Origin of the sequence: Sphingobacterium sp. 2149, assembly GCF_031455655.1 — a bacterium.
Classification (GTDB): domain Bacteria; phylum Bacteroidota; class Bacteroidia; order Sphingobacteriales; family Sphingobacteriaceae; genus Sphingobacterium.
This window is the reverse complement of the sequence record NZ_JAVDTD010000007.1, coordinates 49,277-64,238: the sequence shown is the minus strand read 5'-3', so window position 1 is coordinate 64,238 and position 14,962 is coordinate 49,277. Positions and strand designations below refer to the sequence as shown.

The window sequence follows — 14,962 nt, the reverse complement described above, 5'->3', positions numbered from 1 at the left end:
TTAGAACCATGCTCAAGGCGGCAGCATTATATCTAGTGTTGGTCATTTCCCTTATCGTGTCGGTGATATTGGGGAGTTTGATCTATCTTGCTTTCTTTTTTCGAGATCAAGATGCCCGTTTTAACCGGAAAGAACAGCTGAGACAGCAGATCGATGCTGGCTATAGCTTTGTTACCTCCGCCAATTTTCCGTACGCACTTGACACCGCACTGACCAATGTCACGCAGCAGGGGGATTCGGTCTACCTTTCGAAATACGAATGGGGACTTTATGACATCGCGGTTGTCCGAGCACATATGCAACAGGATTCGCTAATGAAAACTGCACTATTGGGCGCAATTCCCACGGACTCAACAGTATTGTATATCACAGATGAAGATCGACCAGTTTCCGTAAGTGGGGAAACAGTAATTAAGGGGACAGCATTCATTCCCAAATCTGGAGTCAGACCATCCTATGTTGATGGCGAATACTTTAAAGGCAATGAGAAGATCGTTGAAGGGAAAAGCAGAGACAGCGACCGGCAGATGCAGGCAATAAATATAAAACGCCTTTCAACCCTGCAGGCCCTACTCAAACACGACAGTCTGAAGGGCGAGACGCTGCCCTTAGGTATATCGAATAAAAATCCCTTTCACCAACACACACTGCGTTATAAACTTATGGCTGGCCAGGGACAGATCAGTGATAGTCTGATCGGAAATATTCAATTACTATCAGACACGACAATTATTATTCCCGCTACCGCAGTCTTACAAGATATTATAGTCATTGCCCCCTGTATTCGCATTGAAAAAGGATTTAAAGGCGCTGCCCAGTTTTTTGCCACCGACTCGTTGATATTGGAAGACAATGTCTCCCTGCAATATCCATCCACCGCAGCAGTAATCGGCGCAGAAGATAAAAAAATAAGCTTAAGAATAGGCAATAATTGCAGTATCGCTGGCACAGTACTCCTATATGAGCCTAAACGCTCCGATATGCCATCGGCAGCGAGCCTTGCTAAAGATTGCACCATTCAGGGAGACCTTATTGTGTATGGTCTTTTAGACTACAGCAAAGGGCTACAAGTAGTAGGTCGCACAGCCTGTTACCGGTTTCTCTACAAAAGCCCGTCCTCCATGTATGAGAATTTTTTGGTGAATATCAAATTCGACCGCAGCAAACTATCCCCCCATTTTCTGAGCTCTTATTTATTGATCCCCGATCAAAAAAAACAGATCAATAAACCTTTAAAATGGTACAGCTATGGAAGTTAAAATCATTAGGCTCAAAGCTTCCTCCCTGGTAGAAACATTGGTTTCCATGGTGATTATCCTAATCGTTTTCGGAATAGGCATGCTTATTTTTGTTAACCTGACGAAAGCTTCCAGAAGTGAAACCCGAAAGAGCACAACTGAGCAAATGATGCTTTGGAGCCGTCAGCTGGAGACAAGCGGATTTGATGGCAACACAGTGGGAGAAAGTCAGCAGGATAGTATAAAATTAAGCTATCAGCTTAACGAAGTCGAAGGGTACACCGACCGCCTGCGCCTTGCCGTCTATACAATGTCGGAGGAAGGCAAAGTAACAGATAGTCTAGTACGCTATATTGAAAATAAAACAGAAGGGGGGGCTCAGCAATGAAAACCCTAAAACTAAAGGCTTTTACCCTCATGGAACTTACCATTGCCATGCTGATTTCGGCCATCAGTATTGGTATGGCCTTTTATATGTTTCAATATTTTCAACAGCTTTTTCTACAACAGCAAAAGCAGAGACAGGAGCGTTTTTCCTACAGCCTATTCAAACATCTGCTGGAACAGGATATCGATAGATCGGTCTGGTTAAAAACTAGCGAAAATGGTCTGATCTGCGAAAATGAATTCGGAAATATCAGTTATGAGTTTGCACCAAAATTCATTGTGAGAAATCAAAATACCGTAGAAAAAGATACTTTTCTGATCCAAACTGTCAATCTGGATACGACACCAAGGATACAGCATCTTCCATCGGAAGAACTGACAGATCATATTCATCTGAATATCCGGTTTGAAAATAAAGAACATCAATTTGATTACCATAAGATCTATTCGGCTCAGCAGCTTTTACAGCTGGATTCGGAGGTCACTAATTAATGTATTTCGACTATGCCCTCAATTGATATCTCAAAATATAAGAAAAAGCCTGAGCAGCCTACTTCTCCTAAGAAAAAAGAAGGGGCTGGCGATATTCTGGCCTTTCTAAACAAAGACATCAGCTTTGGAAACGGACAGCTTCCCGACAAGAAAAAAGAAGAGTTCTATGTCGAATTCAGTACGCTGCTCTTATCGGGAGTTGACCTCAAGACTGCGTTTGATCTGGTTCTTTTGGATCAGAAAAATAGCAAGGACAACAAGTTGTTTCAAGAAATCAAGAGCAATGTGCTTGTGGGCGACAGCCTTTCGGATGCCATCCGTAAAAGCGGAAAGTTCAGCAATTACGAATTTTTCAGTTTACGGATTGGCGAAGAGACCGGGAAGCTTGGCGAGGTCATGAAAGAATTGGCTTCCTTCTACAAAAGCAAAATTGGACAGCGCCGTAAAATTATTTCGGCACTCACCTATCCAGTCATTGTCTTAAGCACGTCGATGGGAGCGGTATTATTTATGCTCAAGTTTGTGGTCCCGATGTTTTCGGATATTTTTAAACGCTTTGGCGGCGAGCTTCCGGCCATTACGGCATTTATATTAAAAGTCTCCCAATTTATGGACCGAACGTTCTGGTGGGGTGTACTTGCTATAATCGGAATTATCGTATTTATTCGCTTCAACCAAAAGCAGCTTTGGTGGCGCAAGTGGTCGTCCAGAATTATGTTGCGACTTCCACTATTTGGCGATATTATCCGCAAGGTCCATTTGGCACGTTTTGCCAATACGATGCGCCTATTGGTCAGCACCAATACGCCGCTGTTGCAGTCTATCCAATTGGTGCAGCAGATGACCGACTTTTACCCGATAGCATATTCATTGGAAGGAGCCGAAAAGGAAATTCTACAGGGCGAATCCCTACATGCAGCACTTTCCAAATATCCTTTTTATCCAGCCAAAACCGTACAATTGATCCGTGTGGGCGAAGAAGTGAACCGATTGGATTTTTTCTTTGAAAAGATTGCCACGCAGCTGACGGAAGAAGTGGAATATAAGACCTCCACACTCTCCAGTTTACTGGAACCCTTTATTATTATCTTCTTGGGCTTGGTCGTTGGCTTGATCCTCATCGCCATGTACCTGCCAATGTTCCAAATGAGCAATAGTTTTTAACCACAATAAAGTATATTCTATGAACAAGTTTATTTTTTCTATTGCCCTACTGCTATTGGGGTATGTTTACAATGCCGACGCGCAAAAAACGAATGAAAGTTTAAGAAAAGAAATTGATTTATTAAAAATGAACCGATAAAACACCTCTTCTAAATCCAATTTTAACCACAATTAACGTCTATGATATGAAAAAGTTTATTTTATTCATTATTCTGATTTTATCAGGATTTGGCTATGCTGTAAAGGCACAAAATGTAAATGATTATTTGGAAACCATCGTCGTCTTTCCAGTAGATTTCAAAATAGGCGATTATATTGAATTTGCCTCCGCCAAACCGATTGCCGTCGGAGCTTCAGGCTATTTTGAAATATCCATTGCCTACACAAGAAATAATGTGGCTGCTGCTGCAACACACATAGCCTCTTCAACACATGCCAATAGTTCAAGATGGCAAGAAGCAGGACGTATAAACAACAATGTTTACACAAGCGGCGGCGTGAATTTCACCGTTGATCACAACCCAAATACCAAGGCTTTTAGGATAAGAGCTATTAATACATTGGGTATTGAAACAGCGTTAAATGTGTCTGTAAAAATCCGTTCTGTCAATTTCAATTTGGGATATAATAAATATGTGACACCTATTTACGGAAATGAACCCAATGCTATAAAATTGCTTCCCATGACATATGATTGGGATCTCATTGTGGGCAACAATTATATGTCGTCAGAAGGTATTCTAGCCATCAAGGCTGCTTCTAACGGTAATGTTGGCATAGGTACAGCAAATCCGACAGAAAAACTCGCCGTAAATGGAACAGTTCGTGCTAAAGAGATTAAGGTTGAAGCAAATCCATGGCCTGACTATGTTTTCAATGACGATCATCAGCTGATGCCATTAGATTCACTAGCAAAATTTGTAGAAGAAAATAAACATTTACCGAACATTGCCCCTGCAAAAGCTGTCGAGGAAAATGGTGTGGCCTTAGGTGAGCTGAACCGACAGCTCCTACAGAAAATAGAGGAAATGACTTTGTACCTAATCGACCAAAATAGAGAAATTAAAAGTTTGAAAAATGAAATTCAGGCTTTAAAAATGCAGCAACATTAATTTCCGTCGCAAATAAAAAAGAGCGAATAAAATTAAGTATTCGCTCTTTCCTATTCTTGAAGCTCTAGACAACTGCAAATACCTCAAACTAGACCAAATTTTAGAATGGATATGTAATATCACACAATCAATGTATAATCCAATCTATACAACTATATTTTTATTTCTCCAGTTTTTTCAGCCGCTCAAGCACACTACTTAAAATTTCATCTTGCTTTTCAATCTTCTTATCCTTTTCTATTAAATGCAAAGTCAGCTCTTCAACTTTCTGCATCAAGATCTTATTCATTTCCCCTAAAGACAGTCCATTTTCTTCAACCTGCGTCGCTTTAGGTACACCGGGCAGGTGCTTATTCCTCTTGATAAATTCTGCCGTCTCTCTCAGACTTGGCAATTGATATCCTTCGGCGAATACATAATCTGGCCAGTTAGCAGTTTCTACTTTTACTTCCTGCGCACGGATTGTTCCACGAACGGCCAATCTTTCATTTGGATATTCTATTCCAATACCAACATTACCATTTGATCTCATGGTGAACTTCGAGGCCATATCACGGTCGTTGTCACTTAAATAAAAACTTATTGATGAGCCCCAGCCCCCATTATCTGCAATAATGCTTATCCCTGCAGTTCCTTTTCCCGCTACAAAACTGCTCCAGCCCTTATTTACATCATCATACAAATTAGCACCTAAAAATAGTCTATGTCTTGTGTCTGAAGTTTGAACAATTCCTCCATACCCGCTGCCAAACGGATCGCCTAACAGAACACTACTATGATCACCTTTGGCTATATGTAATCCACTATTGTTAGTTCCTGTCAAGGGGCTTAGTGTACCTACCCCTACATTTCCACTTGCGGGAAATGAATTTGTCTGTGCCTTTCCAAGGAACGGCAACCCTGATACTATTAGTAAAACGATCTTTAATTTCATGCTTATTTAAAAATTATCATTACTTCCAGCTACAATCAATAGCTTTTCAACATTAAAAACGTTAATAATCTGGTTTTATCTAAAAAGGATCAATGTTAGCTACGAAGTATACCACAGAGTATTCATTTAGAATATATCTTCAAACGATCTCTACCTTTCAAACTTCACCTTAAACCCCACTTCCCCCTCGATCATTTTACGCTCATTCGTTGATACTCTCCTGTTATCAAACTTTAAAGTCACCGTGCTCAGATAGCCCAAAGTATTGATCTTTTCCAGTTCGGCAACAGAAGCCACAATAGACCGATAATCTCCCTTTAAGGTTAAGCTCTTTGATCTGACAGCAGCGCTATCCACTTGCATCGCACTATTCTTAGGGAGATTATTGAAATAGACCTGAATACGGGGCGAATTAATTGCACGGCTTGCCTCCGAAAGGAAATTATCGTTCCAGGTTGCCGAGTCGCTTTGATAAACTTTACTCAGGCTATCCAAAACTTTGCTCTTCCGTGTAAAATCATACTGGGTACTGTTGCTGATATCGTAACCAACCAACCCATTCAAACGTGTATTTTCACGATAGGCCAAATAGGTCTTTTGGAAGGCCAAAAACCAGGCAAGCACCAGAAGAATCCCAGCACCGACAAACAATAGCTTGTTGCGTTTTTTATAGTCAATTTCCTTCCACTTTATCATTGTAGTTTATTTTTATGGTAAAAGCATCCATCGTTTCGTCCTGTTGCTTATTGCCATATTCTTCGATACTAACGTTTGCTATCCAGGGGTTATTCTTGAGTTCACGCAGCCAGAGGTTGAGCATTTCCAAAGTTGGACTACTCCCTTTGATGATAATCTGGTCAGCCTGTTGGATCACTGTATTCCCCATTCCTTTTGATTGCGGATTAACCTGGATCTGTGTCAAGCTGATCTGCGTAAACTGTCGGATGGAATAGCCGATCTGATCCAATAGCCAAGCTTTGGAAACTCCGCCGTTCCAGCCCAGTTCAGTCAATAGCACCTCATTGCTCTTTATTCCACCTTCTAATTTTCCTAAGTCCTGCACCGTACTCTGCTGATTACTCACCCGATCCCCCAGAGCCATATTTTCTTGATAATAATGACTAAATAGGAATGTGTTCACCAACAGCAAAACAAAAAAAACAGCAACTAGAATCACTAGATTCACTTTGAACTTTTGTTTTTCGAGCCAGGCCTGATGCTGCTCTTCCACTTCAGGAATGAGCAACCCATACTCCGGAACGTAATCGGCCATTAAAGCTGAAAAAGCCGTTGCGTAAGCGGTCAAGTATTGCGGCTTGATCGGGTGATCGCCAATCTTTAAAGCAAAACGGCTCTCAAACTCAGACCCGAATCGGTAGTCCTGCCAACGCTTATCTTCACCACTGACATGTATTGAATGTCCATCAAAGGTGTAGGCATCACTGTAACTATTGATCTGTCCAAGTATTGCGTCCAGCACAAAGGGACCGATAAACACTTTGATGACCTGATATCCGCTGACCATTAACCTGTCGAGCATCTCTACAATATAATCCTTTCGAACAAAAGCCACCCATTGCTTTGATTCTCCTTGCAGCTGTGCATGATAAAAACGCTCCACATCATAGCTGGGAAAAATAGGCTTCAACCGCTCCTCATCCAAATCCATCGGCGCAGTCTCTTTGATAAGGATCTGCCTCGAATCAAGGTGCAGTGCAACAGGTGTATCTTTATACCTGTTGCTCGCTAAAAGCTCCCAATCATCTACCTCCCAGGTCTCTTCAATTTCAAGTTGGTCTTTTTCCAGCTTCACCTTGCAGCAACGAATGGAAAGACCGGCAGAGTCCTGTCGAAGCGAAATGCCGACGCAAGTATGTAATCGATATTTTTCCTTGATCCTGTTTAACATGGATTAATACAATATCGTTGGTTTAATAAAGACGACCGAGACGACCTTTTGTGTACTTTTCTCCCGGCTGCTAAATAACCATTTCAGGATTGGAATACGGGATAATATCGGAATCCCCCTTCCACTATTACTATTTTCGGTACGCTCAATTCCTCCTAATACAATCATATCTTCGTTACGGGCACGAATGATGGACTCAAATTTACTATTGGATGTCGGAGGTGGTTCATTTTTCGCAACAGTACCAATAAAATCAGAAATATTTACGGAAATTTTCATTGTAATCTGATCGTCACCAGAAACTACGGGTGTAACATCGATTTTGAGATCTGCACTGACATCTTGATATTGCGTCGTAAAAACATTGGTATTCGTTAATCCGGGATAAACATTTTGCGTCTCAATTTTATAATAACGTTTACTTCCTATGCTAAGCGTTGCTTTATGACCATTTAAGGTAGATAGCTTAGGTACAGAACGGAGTTCCACATTTTTATTTTCTTCCAAGGCCTGCAGACGCACATAAAAATTGGGGGTGACACGACCAAGGTTGAATGAATTATTTTTCCCGATCTGAGACAGAAAGCGATTCACTGAACCGGCGCCAAAGGTAAAACCATCCGACAGGCTTCCTCCCGTTTTTGGAATGGAATCTGCTACCCCCATCTTAATACCCGTTTTTAGCGTATTTCCCTTCTGAATATCCAGTAGTGTTACCTCAATCAATACCATCGGCACCAATTTATCCAACTGCTTTACATAAGTTTCAATTTCACGGATCTGTGGTCCCGAGCCTGAAAGCAGCAGCATATTCTGTTCCTTAAATTCTTTGATCTCGACATCTTTTCGCCAATCCATCGGAATCATCATCATGATAGTATCAATGGAACGGTGCTGGAGCTGAATAATCTTGTTATCACGCAGTCCTTCGTTTCGACGATTGCCGATCAGATAGGTGTCCTTGTCCATGCGGAAAGTATACGGTGTTCCCTGAAAAATAGAAGTTAGAAACTGGTCAAAGGAAATATCCTTTACATTGGTCGTAATATTTCCGTCAATCTGACTATAAATAAAATAATTGACATTAGCTTCTTCTGAGGCACGCTTGATCAATTCGATAATGGGCGTATTGCTTGCCTGTATGGTGAAACGTTTCCCTCTACCCTCTTCCGTCTTTCCATAAAGTGCGTAGTTACCCGGCTGCCCACCGCCCATTCCCGAGTTCATTCCATTCGCTCCATTTGCAGGATTGTTTGCATTGTCCGGTCTAAATCGGACATCAGTTTGCCGGTCGTCATTGATAAAAAGTTCCTCTCCGGGTATCAACGATTCAAATACATACACATTGTCATTGGTTTTGCGGTATTTCAATCCATTCACATAGGCCAATTTTTCCAATGCCGTTTCAAAGGGCGCTTCAGCCATAAATCCCGTCACCGTCTTCTGGAGCAAGGGTGTAGGCACGATCAAGTTTTTGCCCGATAGTGAACTGATCTTTTGTGCCACCTTGCCCAGGGGATCATTCTGCAATTCATAGCCAAGTCCATCACTTGATGTATTATACTGCACCTTGATATCTTTTTCAATCTGAACAGGTTGGGGCTCCGGTAATTTTTTGATGGTCATAATCGAACCGATCACATCGATATCCAAGCCATACGTCTTCGCCAGGAAAAGCAGTACATTTTTCGCGGTCTCCCCTGTAAAATTATTGACAATGGAAAAGTTTAATGTAGGATCCACATTGATATTCAAGTCATTGGATTGTGCAAGGGCACGTAGAAATTCCTGTGCCGTAACCCCCGAAACAGAAAGTTTCACCTTCTTTTCCAGTCCAGGCACCGTCCCTGCCAATGCTTCCAGCCGCTGTTCCACACGCGCATAGTTTTCTGCTGCATTTTGAGCAAATGTACCGTTGCTAAAAGACAGTAGTAGAAAAAAGATTAAATATAGTGTTTTCAAACTCATCATCAATAATTGAATAGTAATGGATAGATTTCCTCTATCGTTGTTTCCCCGGCGGCAAAAAGCTCAAATGCGTTTTCGCCGAGTGTTTTTATTTTTCGTTCTTTTAATTGCTCATCCACACGCATGTTTCCCTTTTTGATCTCATCCACCAGTCCCTGATCCATCGGGATAATCTCATATACCGCTTTTCGCCCTTTATAACCTGTAAAATAGCAAGAAGCACAGCCCACAGCAACCGCATGTTTATGAACCGTAAAATAAGGTTTAAATTGCTTTGGGTAGAGATCAGCAGTTAGCTCCTCCTCCCGTTTGCAACTAGGGCAAAGGGTGCGCACCAAACGCTGGGCAACAGAAGTATTCAGGGTATTGGCGATCAAAAAATTGGGAATACCCATATCGATCAGACGAGACACTGTTCCCCAAGCAGAATTTGTGTGGATCGTAGACAATACCAAGTGTCCTGTCAGCGCTGCCCGAATGGCCATATTGGCAGTATCGGGATCACGGATCTCCCCCACCATAATGATGTCCGGATCCTGGCGCAAGAAAGTACGCAGTGCAGCACCAAAGCTCAGCCCGATATTTTCCTTAAGCTGAACCTGGTTGATACCCTCCAGCGTATATTCGATAGGATCCTCTATTGTTAAAATATTATTTGTAGTCTTATTTAAGTGTTTTAATGTAGCGTACAAGGTTGTTGTTTTACCCGAACCTGTGGGTCCGCTGATCAGTAAAATACCATTAGGCTTTTTCACTCCGTGGAGATAATTTTCATAATCCTCCGGAGACATTCCCAATTTATCCAGTTGGATATTAGTGGCATTATTGTTCAGCAGACGCAGTACCACCTTTTCCCCGTGCAGCGTGGGTAGCACCGATACACGGATATCAAACTGATCCTGATTACGTCTGTAATGGATACGCCCATCTTGTGGCAGGCGTTTCTCGGCAATATCCAGATTGGACATGATCTTGATCTTATTGATCAAAGCTGGGTAGTCCTCCCTTTTTAGCACATAACGCTCCACCATCATACCATCAATCCGGACCCGCACTCGACAGCGGCTTTCATACGTTTCGATATGGATATCACTGCTTTTAAGCTGTTTGGCTTCGTAAATCAAATTATCAAGAAAATCCGCGTTAAAGACCAGGTTTTTAACAGCTTCATTTCCTTCCGACTGTTTTTCGCCAAAGTAATGCCTATTGAGCCACTCATCAATCTCGGCCGATGAAGTAATCTCTAGGATAATATGCTCATCAAAGAGGATCGCAAGTTCATTCTCTAGCCCCGACAGGTCACTGGACCGGTCTGTATAAAAATGAATTTCCTTACTATTCCGTTCAAACGGAATAATACGGTAGTGCCATGCGATATCCCGTGATATCGCATGCAGTATTTCTGTTGAAAAATGATAACCTGTCCCCACGATGCTTCTTGTTAATAATTTGTTATACCTTTCTATGCTATGACATCAACGATCGACCGATCACGGTCCAATCAATCCAATTCATTCGTTCAGAGGTAAAATATCCTAAAAAAAGTAGCGCCTGACAGCCTGCCAGTGGAATACCCTTTTGCTGATCCCGCCAGTTTTTGTTGACCATAGCAATCAATAATGCGGCAATCAAACTGATGATGTGGAAAAGAAAAAAGTTCAGAAAGGGCATATAGAGCACTATACACAGCAAAAATGCAATATCCCCCCAGCCCAGTTTTCGATCCATGATCCGTCCCCAAATACCTTCTTTGATTCGGAAATAGAACAGGATACCTCCCATCTGAAAAGCCAAAAACAAGATATTGACCAGGATATCCGAAAAAGAATCCTCCCAATAATTTTCTGTCAACTTAAGTCCCAAAAGCAGTATGGCCAGTAAAATAAAGAAAACAATGCTTACAGCGCGTTGTCTAAAATCCTGATAAGCAATACCGATTAAAAGAACAGCAATGGATATGGTCCACCACATGTTAATCTGCGGTAACCTCTTTTAGGTTTTTGTCTTGGTCTATTTCCCACACATTGAACTTACCGTCGCCATTGAAATCCACTACAGCCGTTGCTCTCCCTAAAAAGGTATTCTGATCAGCGCGGACAATTTCAATGCGATAATTAGCTTTTCCGTCTTTACCGTCGGTACTTAATTTTTCCTGTACAAAACCGATTTCATCCAAGTTGCCGCTATATTTGGACTTTTCGAAAAAATAATTTTTCTCCAGGGTCTGCAAATGTTGGAGCTGTACTTTGGCTTCGGTGCTTTTCGCTTTGGTAATTAATGGCATCAGGTTAGGTAATGCCAATAACACCAAGATACCGATAATCACCATGACGACAAGGATTTCTGTGAGACTATAGGCCTTTAATCGCTTTTTGTAAAATCTTTTCATAACACTTTTCTTTCCCAAGTTAATTTAATCAGCGCTAATATAAATATTTTCGTTTAACTCTGACAGTACTTCTTTCCCACTATTGGAAATTCTTTTAAACTTTTAATGTTTAAAATGGATTAAAAAAGTGGAAATGAAAAAAGATTTTGCGCATTTGGTTAACCTTTACAAAATAAGTCCTTCAACACATTTCATGTCTCGGCCTTACAGTTAAATCTCTGTCCAAATTAAAAAAGTAAGGTGGATAAAATTCCAAAATATCCTTATCTATAGCCCATCTTCCTTTGATTTTTAAAACTAGTTTTTTATTCCGATCATAAACCTTTCTGTAATAAACATTGTTGCTAGATAATTCAATCGTGTCATAAGTGTTTTTATAATTAGAAGGCGTATAAATTCCTATCATTTCATTATCGGAATAACTACAAGACATAATAAATACTATAATAATAAAAATAATTATTTTCATTCTTTAACATTTTATAGATGGAATACGCAAATGCTCGGAGGCTTTATATTCCTGTCTTATTTGATTAATTCTATTTATATGATTTGTGCGAATCTGATTCTTTTGTTTAACTTCATGCATAGATTCTGTCCAGATATATGTTTGACGTGTTGTACCATTTTGTGCCAAAGTCGATCTTTCCCAACTTGGGGCCATTCTATACAAAAAGGAAGTCTCGGACTTACTATCATTCATTAGAAATAAAACTTTATTTCCAAGGCTATAATATGAAAGATTTGCTCTTCCTAAAAATTGCTCCCATCCATTGGTGCCAGCTGTGAACGGATTAACATCACTGTAATTTAAATGAATTGTTCCTTTACTTCCATCACCTCCTTTAACCGCTTCTGATCTCGCTTTACTAGCATATGTTGAAGATACCCTATTTAAAGAACCAAATATGCCAACATCTGTGTTATCAAAATCAGAAATTAAACTGTTAGCAGGACCATCTCCCCGCTCCCATTCCCAATATAGATTTTGCCAGCTTGTATTTTTATCTCTTTGTGACGTTTCTCTAATAAGCTTTTCTCCACCTGCGATAATATTCGATTTGCCTGATTCTCTATTAACAATTTTTGTATCTCCATTTACCTGATGATAAAAATCAACCACATTACCTCCAAGATTAGATATTTTGTTACCTTGTTGATTAAATTCGTCTGGTGGTGTCGTGAGCATCCCATCGGGATCAATAAAACGTATCGGATTATCGGAGGCGTAGTTATACGGTGAATGTCTACGCATCTGATCTGCTTTTGGATCCACGACATTCCATCTACCGACCTCGGCATCATAAAATCTTGCCCCGTAATCTTATTCGCTGCCTATTTTTAAGATTTCATCCCTTGAATTACTAAACGGTGGATATTCTATAAAAATTATTTTATTTATTTCTTCAACTTTAAATTTCGCCATATTTCGATTCAACTTGAATGATTCCAAATCTGTCAAAATACAAACTTTTTCTTTTATATTTTCCGGAGTTGGAAACCACTCATAAGAATAAACATCTCGTCCATTGTGAACAAAAATAATTCTTGCACCAACGTCTTTATAATTCTTTATTTCAAAACCTATAACTCTATTTATTTCTTCCAGAGAATACTTACCACTAAAATAATAAACGGTATCCCAGTCAAAATTAAAAGCCTTTGTCATATCCAAAACACAGCTCTCTGATTCCTTACATTTTTGGAATTCTTTCTTGATAGAATTGTCAAATTCTGATTCTTGGCTACATCCAAGGGTCAAAAAAATCATAAAGCATAAATAAAATATTTTATAAACAGTCATTCTATTACCATTTAGGGCCGAAATTGATAAGCTCTCGTTGTTTTTTCGCTTTATCTTCAATTGCACTATTTTCTTCATTAGTCCTGCCATCTTTATTTAATTCTGAAAAGATCTTCTTCAACTCTTTATATTTATCAGCAGAAAGCTTGGTTTTAGAAACTGTCCATTCTCCATTTTTACCTTTTGTAGCGGTAAACAGCCCATTTTCTTTAAATTCATCCAAAACTTTCATTGCTAATTTGTCCATTGTTGCTCCAAAATTATCCCTTCCAATTTCTCTTCCTATGATATTATTATTTAAATCAACAGTTTGATCTGCTTCGTCGAGATCTGTAAATTTAGATCCAGATAGATCAGTATAAGCATTTCTCTCATGTGCATTTCCGGCCTCTTTTGCTGTATTGGAGCCAAATTCAGAAGTAATAGCTGCCTGCCATAACGTATGTCTAAACGCTCCATTTTCACTGCCTCTATCATCTTGGGAAGATTTAGATCCAGTAAGTACTTCGCCTCGAGTGGCAAATCTAGTTTCATTAGTTGAAAGGTCTGTGGAGCCTTTACTAACCCCAAATCCAATACGATAGGATGCTATTGGATGACGAATACCGAATCCTACATATCGAGAGTTAATACTAGCTCGATATCGTCCTGGCCCGGGGCCGTTAGTTTCAGCTGGAAAGAACCCGTCTACATCTATAAATCTTATCGGATTATTGAAAGCATAACTATACGGACTATTTCGTCTCATCTGCTCCGCCAGCGGATCCAGCACATTCCAGCGTCCGATCTCTGCATCGTAGAATCTCGCCCCATAATCGTATTTACCTTTGTTTAGCTTCTATATTGGCTTTATATTTTTTTACAATATAGTCGTAATCGTTAGCTCTATGATAAACACTATCCACTGATTTTTTATCACCCGAAAAATAACTTAAATAAGTTATTTTTTTTTGATCCGGTAATTCCAGCGTTCCTAAAGTACCAACTGTCAACTTCTTGTTTCCATTATCCATACCTCCATTATTTTGTATTCTTTTTCTTGTTTCGTCAACTTCTACCAAATCTATAATGTCGTCTGGAACATATTTACTGAAAATTATGCCATCCGTTGGCGTATAAAATACTATCTTGTTATCCGTTTTTTCAAACTTACCTCTATTATATTCCTGGCCATAAAATATCCAAATTTCACCTTTATATGATTTCGGTATAACTAGCTCTTGCTTCGTAAACTTATTACTGCTACACGACATAAAAAGGAATAGGAAACACACAATTATCAATTTATTTTTCATTTTGTCAATCTATCAAATTGCTCGAGAATTTTTTTATTCCATTCTTCTACTGGGATGGTCTGTTTTCCATTTCTGACGCCAATAAAATTTCCATTCTTATCAAACTTCACACTCATGTTCACATTAAAAATATTCACGTCTGCACCACCTGTTAAAGTCAACACATTCCCTTCCTCTTTACTTGCGCCTAAAAATAGCCTATTTCCAGATTGATCTTCCACAAATGCTTCTGTTGAGGGGAAATCATCTCCGTAAAAACTAGCTGAAATA

At 39.9% G+C, this 14,962-nt stretch carries 15 protein-coding genes and 1 pseudogene; 5 read left to right on the top strand and 11 right to left on the bottom strand.

What is annotated here, in order from left to right:
- The first annotated feature begins 8 nt into the window (after positions 1 to 8).
- The 5 genes from J2X77_RS11495 (at position 9) to J2X77_RS11475 (ending at position 4,393) form a co-directional block, all read left to right on the top strand.
- On the top strand, positions 9 to 1,259 hold the full coding sequence (locus J2X77_RS11495) for a hypothetical protein (RefSeq protein WP_209576141.1): 1,251 nt from the start codon (positions 9 to 11) through the stop codon (positions 1,257 to 1,259).
- Entirely contained in the window at positions 1,249 to 1,626 is a 378-nt protein-coding gene (locus J2X77_RS11490; RefSeq protein ID WP_209576143.1) for a PilW family protein, read from the top strand. The genes J2X77_RS11495 and J2X77_RS11490 overlap by 11 nt, the downstream gene beginning before the upstream one ends.
- Positions 1,623 to 2,117 carry a prepilin-type N-terminal cleavage/methylation domain-containing protein gene (locus tag J2X77_RS11485; RefSeq protein ID WP_209576145.1) on the top strand — a complete coding sequence of 165 codons (495 nt, stop codon included), beginning with the start codon at positions 1,623 to 1,625 and terminating at the stop codon, positions 2,115 to 2,117. Before J2X77_RS11490 ends, J2X77_RS11485 begins: the two co-directional genes overlap by 4 nt.
- Positions 2,118 to 2,129: 12 nt before the next feature.
- A complete protein-coding gene (locus J2X77_RS11480) occupies positions 2,130 to 3,281 on the top strand; it encodes a type II secretion system F family protein (RefSeq protein WP_209576147.1) in 1,152 nt (383 codons plus the stop codon).
- A gap of 185 nt (positions 3,282 to 3,466) precedes the next feature.
- Positions 3,467 to 4,393, top strand: a complete 927-nt coding sequence (locus J2X77_RS11475) for a hypothetical protein (RefSeq protein ID WP_209576149.1) — start codon at positions 3,467 to 3,469, stop codon at positions 4,391 to 4,393.
- A gap of 160 nt (positions 4,394 to 4,553) precedes the next feature.
- On the opposite strand, the gene J2X77_RS11470 is transcribed toward J2X77_RS11475, so the two are convergent.
- From J2X77_RS11470 to J2X77_RS11420, 11 genes and pseudogenes are all read right to left on the bottom strand, one after another.
- A complete protein-coding gene (locus J2X77_RS11470; RefSeq protein ID WP_209576151.1) occupies positions 4,554 to 5,327 on the bottom strand; it encodes a hypothetical protein in 774 nt (257 codons plus the stop codon).
- 150 nt (positions 5,328 to 5,477) lie between these two features.
- Entirely contained in the window at positions 5,478 to 6,023 is a 546-nt protein-coding gene (locus tag J2X77_RS11465; protein WP_209576153.1) for a hypothetical protein, read from the bottom strand.
- Positions 6,001 to 7,236: a hypothetical protein gene (locus J2X77_RS11460; RefSeq protein ID WP_209576155.1), complete on the bottom strand. Its 1,236-nt coding sequence runs from the start codon at positions 7,234 to 7,236 to the stop codon at positions 6,001 to 6,003. Before J2X77_RS11460 ends, J2X77_RS11465 begins: the two co-directional genes overlap by 23 nt.
- Before the next feature lie 3 nt (positions 7,237 to 7,239).
- Positions 7,240 to 9,207 carry a secretin and TonB N-terminal domain-containing protein gene (locus J2X77_RS11455; protein ID WP_310080831.1) on the bottom strand — a complete coding sequence of 656 codons (1,968 nt, stop codon included), beginning with the start codon at positions 9,205 to 9,207 and terminating at the stop codon, positions 7,240 to 7,242.
- Positions 9,207 to 10,634 carry a GspE/PulE family protein gene (locus tag J2X77_RS11450; protein WP_310080829.1) on the bottom strand — a complete coding sequence of 476 codons (1,428 nt, stop codon included), beginning with the start codon at positions 10,632 to 10,634 and terminating at the stop codon, positions 9,207 to 9,209. Before J2X77_RS11450 ends, J2X77_RS11455 begins: the two co-directional genes overlap by 1 nt.
- Before the next feature lie 37 nt (positions 10,635 to 10,671).
- Complete coding sequence (locus tag J2X77_RS11445) at positions 10,672 to 11,175, bottom strand: hypothetical protein (protein ID WP_209576157.1); 504 nt, start codon at positions 11,173 to 11,175, stop codon at positions 10,672 to 10,674.
- A 1-nt stretch (position 11,176) separates the two neighbouring features.
- A complete protein-coding gene (locus tag J2X77_RS11440; RefSeq protein WP_112375240.1) occupies positions 11,177 to 11,593 on the bottom strand; it encodes a type IV pilin protein in 417 nt (138 codons plus the stop codon).
- 472 nt (positions 11,594 to 12,065) lie between these two features.
- Positions 12,066 to 12,902: pseudogene (locus tag J2X77_RS11435) on the bottom strand (hypothetical protein); the annotation flags it as partial.
- A gap of 15 nt (positions 12,903 to 12,917) precedes the next feature.
- Positions 12,918 to 13,397, bottom strand: a complete 480-nt coding sequence (locus tag J2X77_RS11430; protein WP_209576164.1) for a hypothetical protein — start codon at positions 13,395 to 13,397, stop codon at positions 12,918 to 12,920.
- A gap of 4 nt (positions 13,398 to 13,401) precedes the next feature.
- Positions 13,402 to 14,169 carry a DUF6973 domain-containing protein gene (locus tag J2X77_RS11425; protein ID WP_310080827.1) on the bottom strand — a complete coding sequence of 256 codons (768 nt, stop codon included), beginning with the start codon at positions 14,167 to 14,169 and terminating at the stop codon, positions 13,402 to 13,404.
- Between the two features lie 49 nt (positions 14,170 to 14,218).
- Complete coding sequence (locus J2X77_RS11420) at positions 14,219 to 14,692, bottom strand: hypothetical protein (protein ID WP_209576166.1); 474 nt, start codon at positions 14,690 to 14,692, stop codon at positions 14,219 to 14,221.
- Positions 14,693 to 14,962 lie beyond the last annotated feature (270 nt).

Excerpts from the sequence above, each read along its gene's own strand:
- J2X77_RS11465 (WP_209576153.1), bottom strand. The coding sequence starts at position 6,023 with ATGATAAAGTGGAAGGAAATTGACTATAAAAAACGCAACAAGCTATTG.
- J2X77_RS11495 (WP_209576141.1), top strand. The coding sequence starts at position 9 with ATGCTCAAGGCGGCAGCATTATATCTAGTGTTGGTCATTTCCCTTATC.
- J2X77_RS11490 (WP_209576143.1), top strand. The coding sequence starts at position 1,249 with ATGGAAGTTAAAATCATTAGGCTCAAAGCTTCCTCCCTGGTAGAAACA.
- J2X77_RS11460 (WP_209576155.1), bottom strand. The coding sequence starts at position 7,236 with ATGTTAAACAGGATCAAGGAAAAATATCGATTACATACTTGCGTCGGC.
- J2X77_RS11475 (WP_209576149.1), top strand. The coding sequence starts at position 3,467 with ATGAAAAAGTTTATTTTATTCATTATTCTGATTTTATCAGGATTTGGC.
- J2X77_RS11485 (WP_209576145.1), top strand. The coding sequence starts at position 1,623 with ATGAAAACCCTAAAACTAAAGGCTTTTACCCTCATGGAACTTACCATT.
- J2X77_RS11420 (WP_209576166.1), bottom strand. The coding sequence starts at position 14,692 with ATGAAAAATAAATTGATAATTGTGTGTTTCCTATTCCTTTTTATGTCG.
- J2X77_RS11445 (WP_209576157.1), bottom strand. The coding sequence starts at position 11,175 with ATGTGGTGGACCATATCCATTGCTGTTCTTTTAATCGGTATTGCTTAT.
- J2X77_RS11430 (WP_209576164.1), bottom strand. The coding sequence starts at position 13,397 with ATGACTGTTTATAAAATATTTTATTTATGCTTTATGATTTTTTTGACC.
- J2X77_RS11440 (WP_112375240.1), bottom strand. The coding sequence starts at position 11,593 with ATGAAAAGATTTTACAAAAAGCGATTAAAGGCCTATAGTCTCACAGAA.
- J2X77_RS11455 (WP_310080831.1), bottom strand. The coding sequence starts at position 9,207 with ATGATGAGTTTGAAAACACTATATTTAATCTTTTTTCTACTACTGTCT.
- J2X77_RS11470 (WP_209576151.1), bottom strand. The coding sequence starts at position 5,327 with ATGAAATTAAAGATCGTTTTACTAATAGTATCAGGGTTGCCGTTCCTT.
- J2X77_RS11480 (WP_209576147.1), top strand. The coding sequence starts at position 2,130 with ATGCCCTCAATTGATATCTCAAAATATAAGAAAAAGCCTGAGCAGCCT.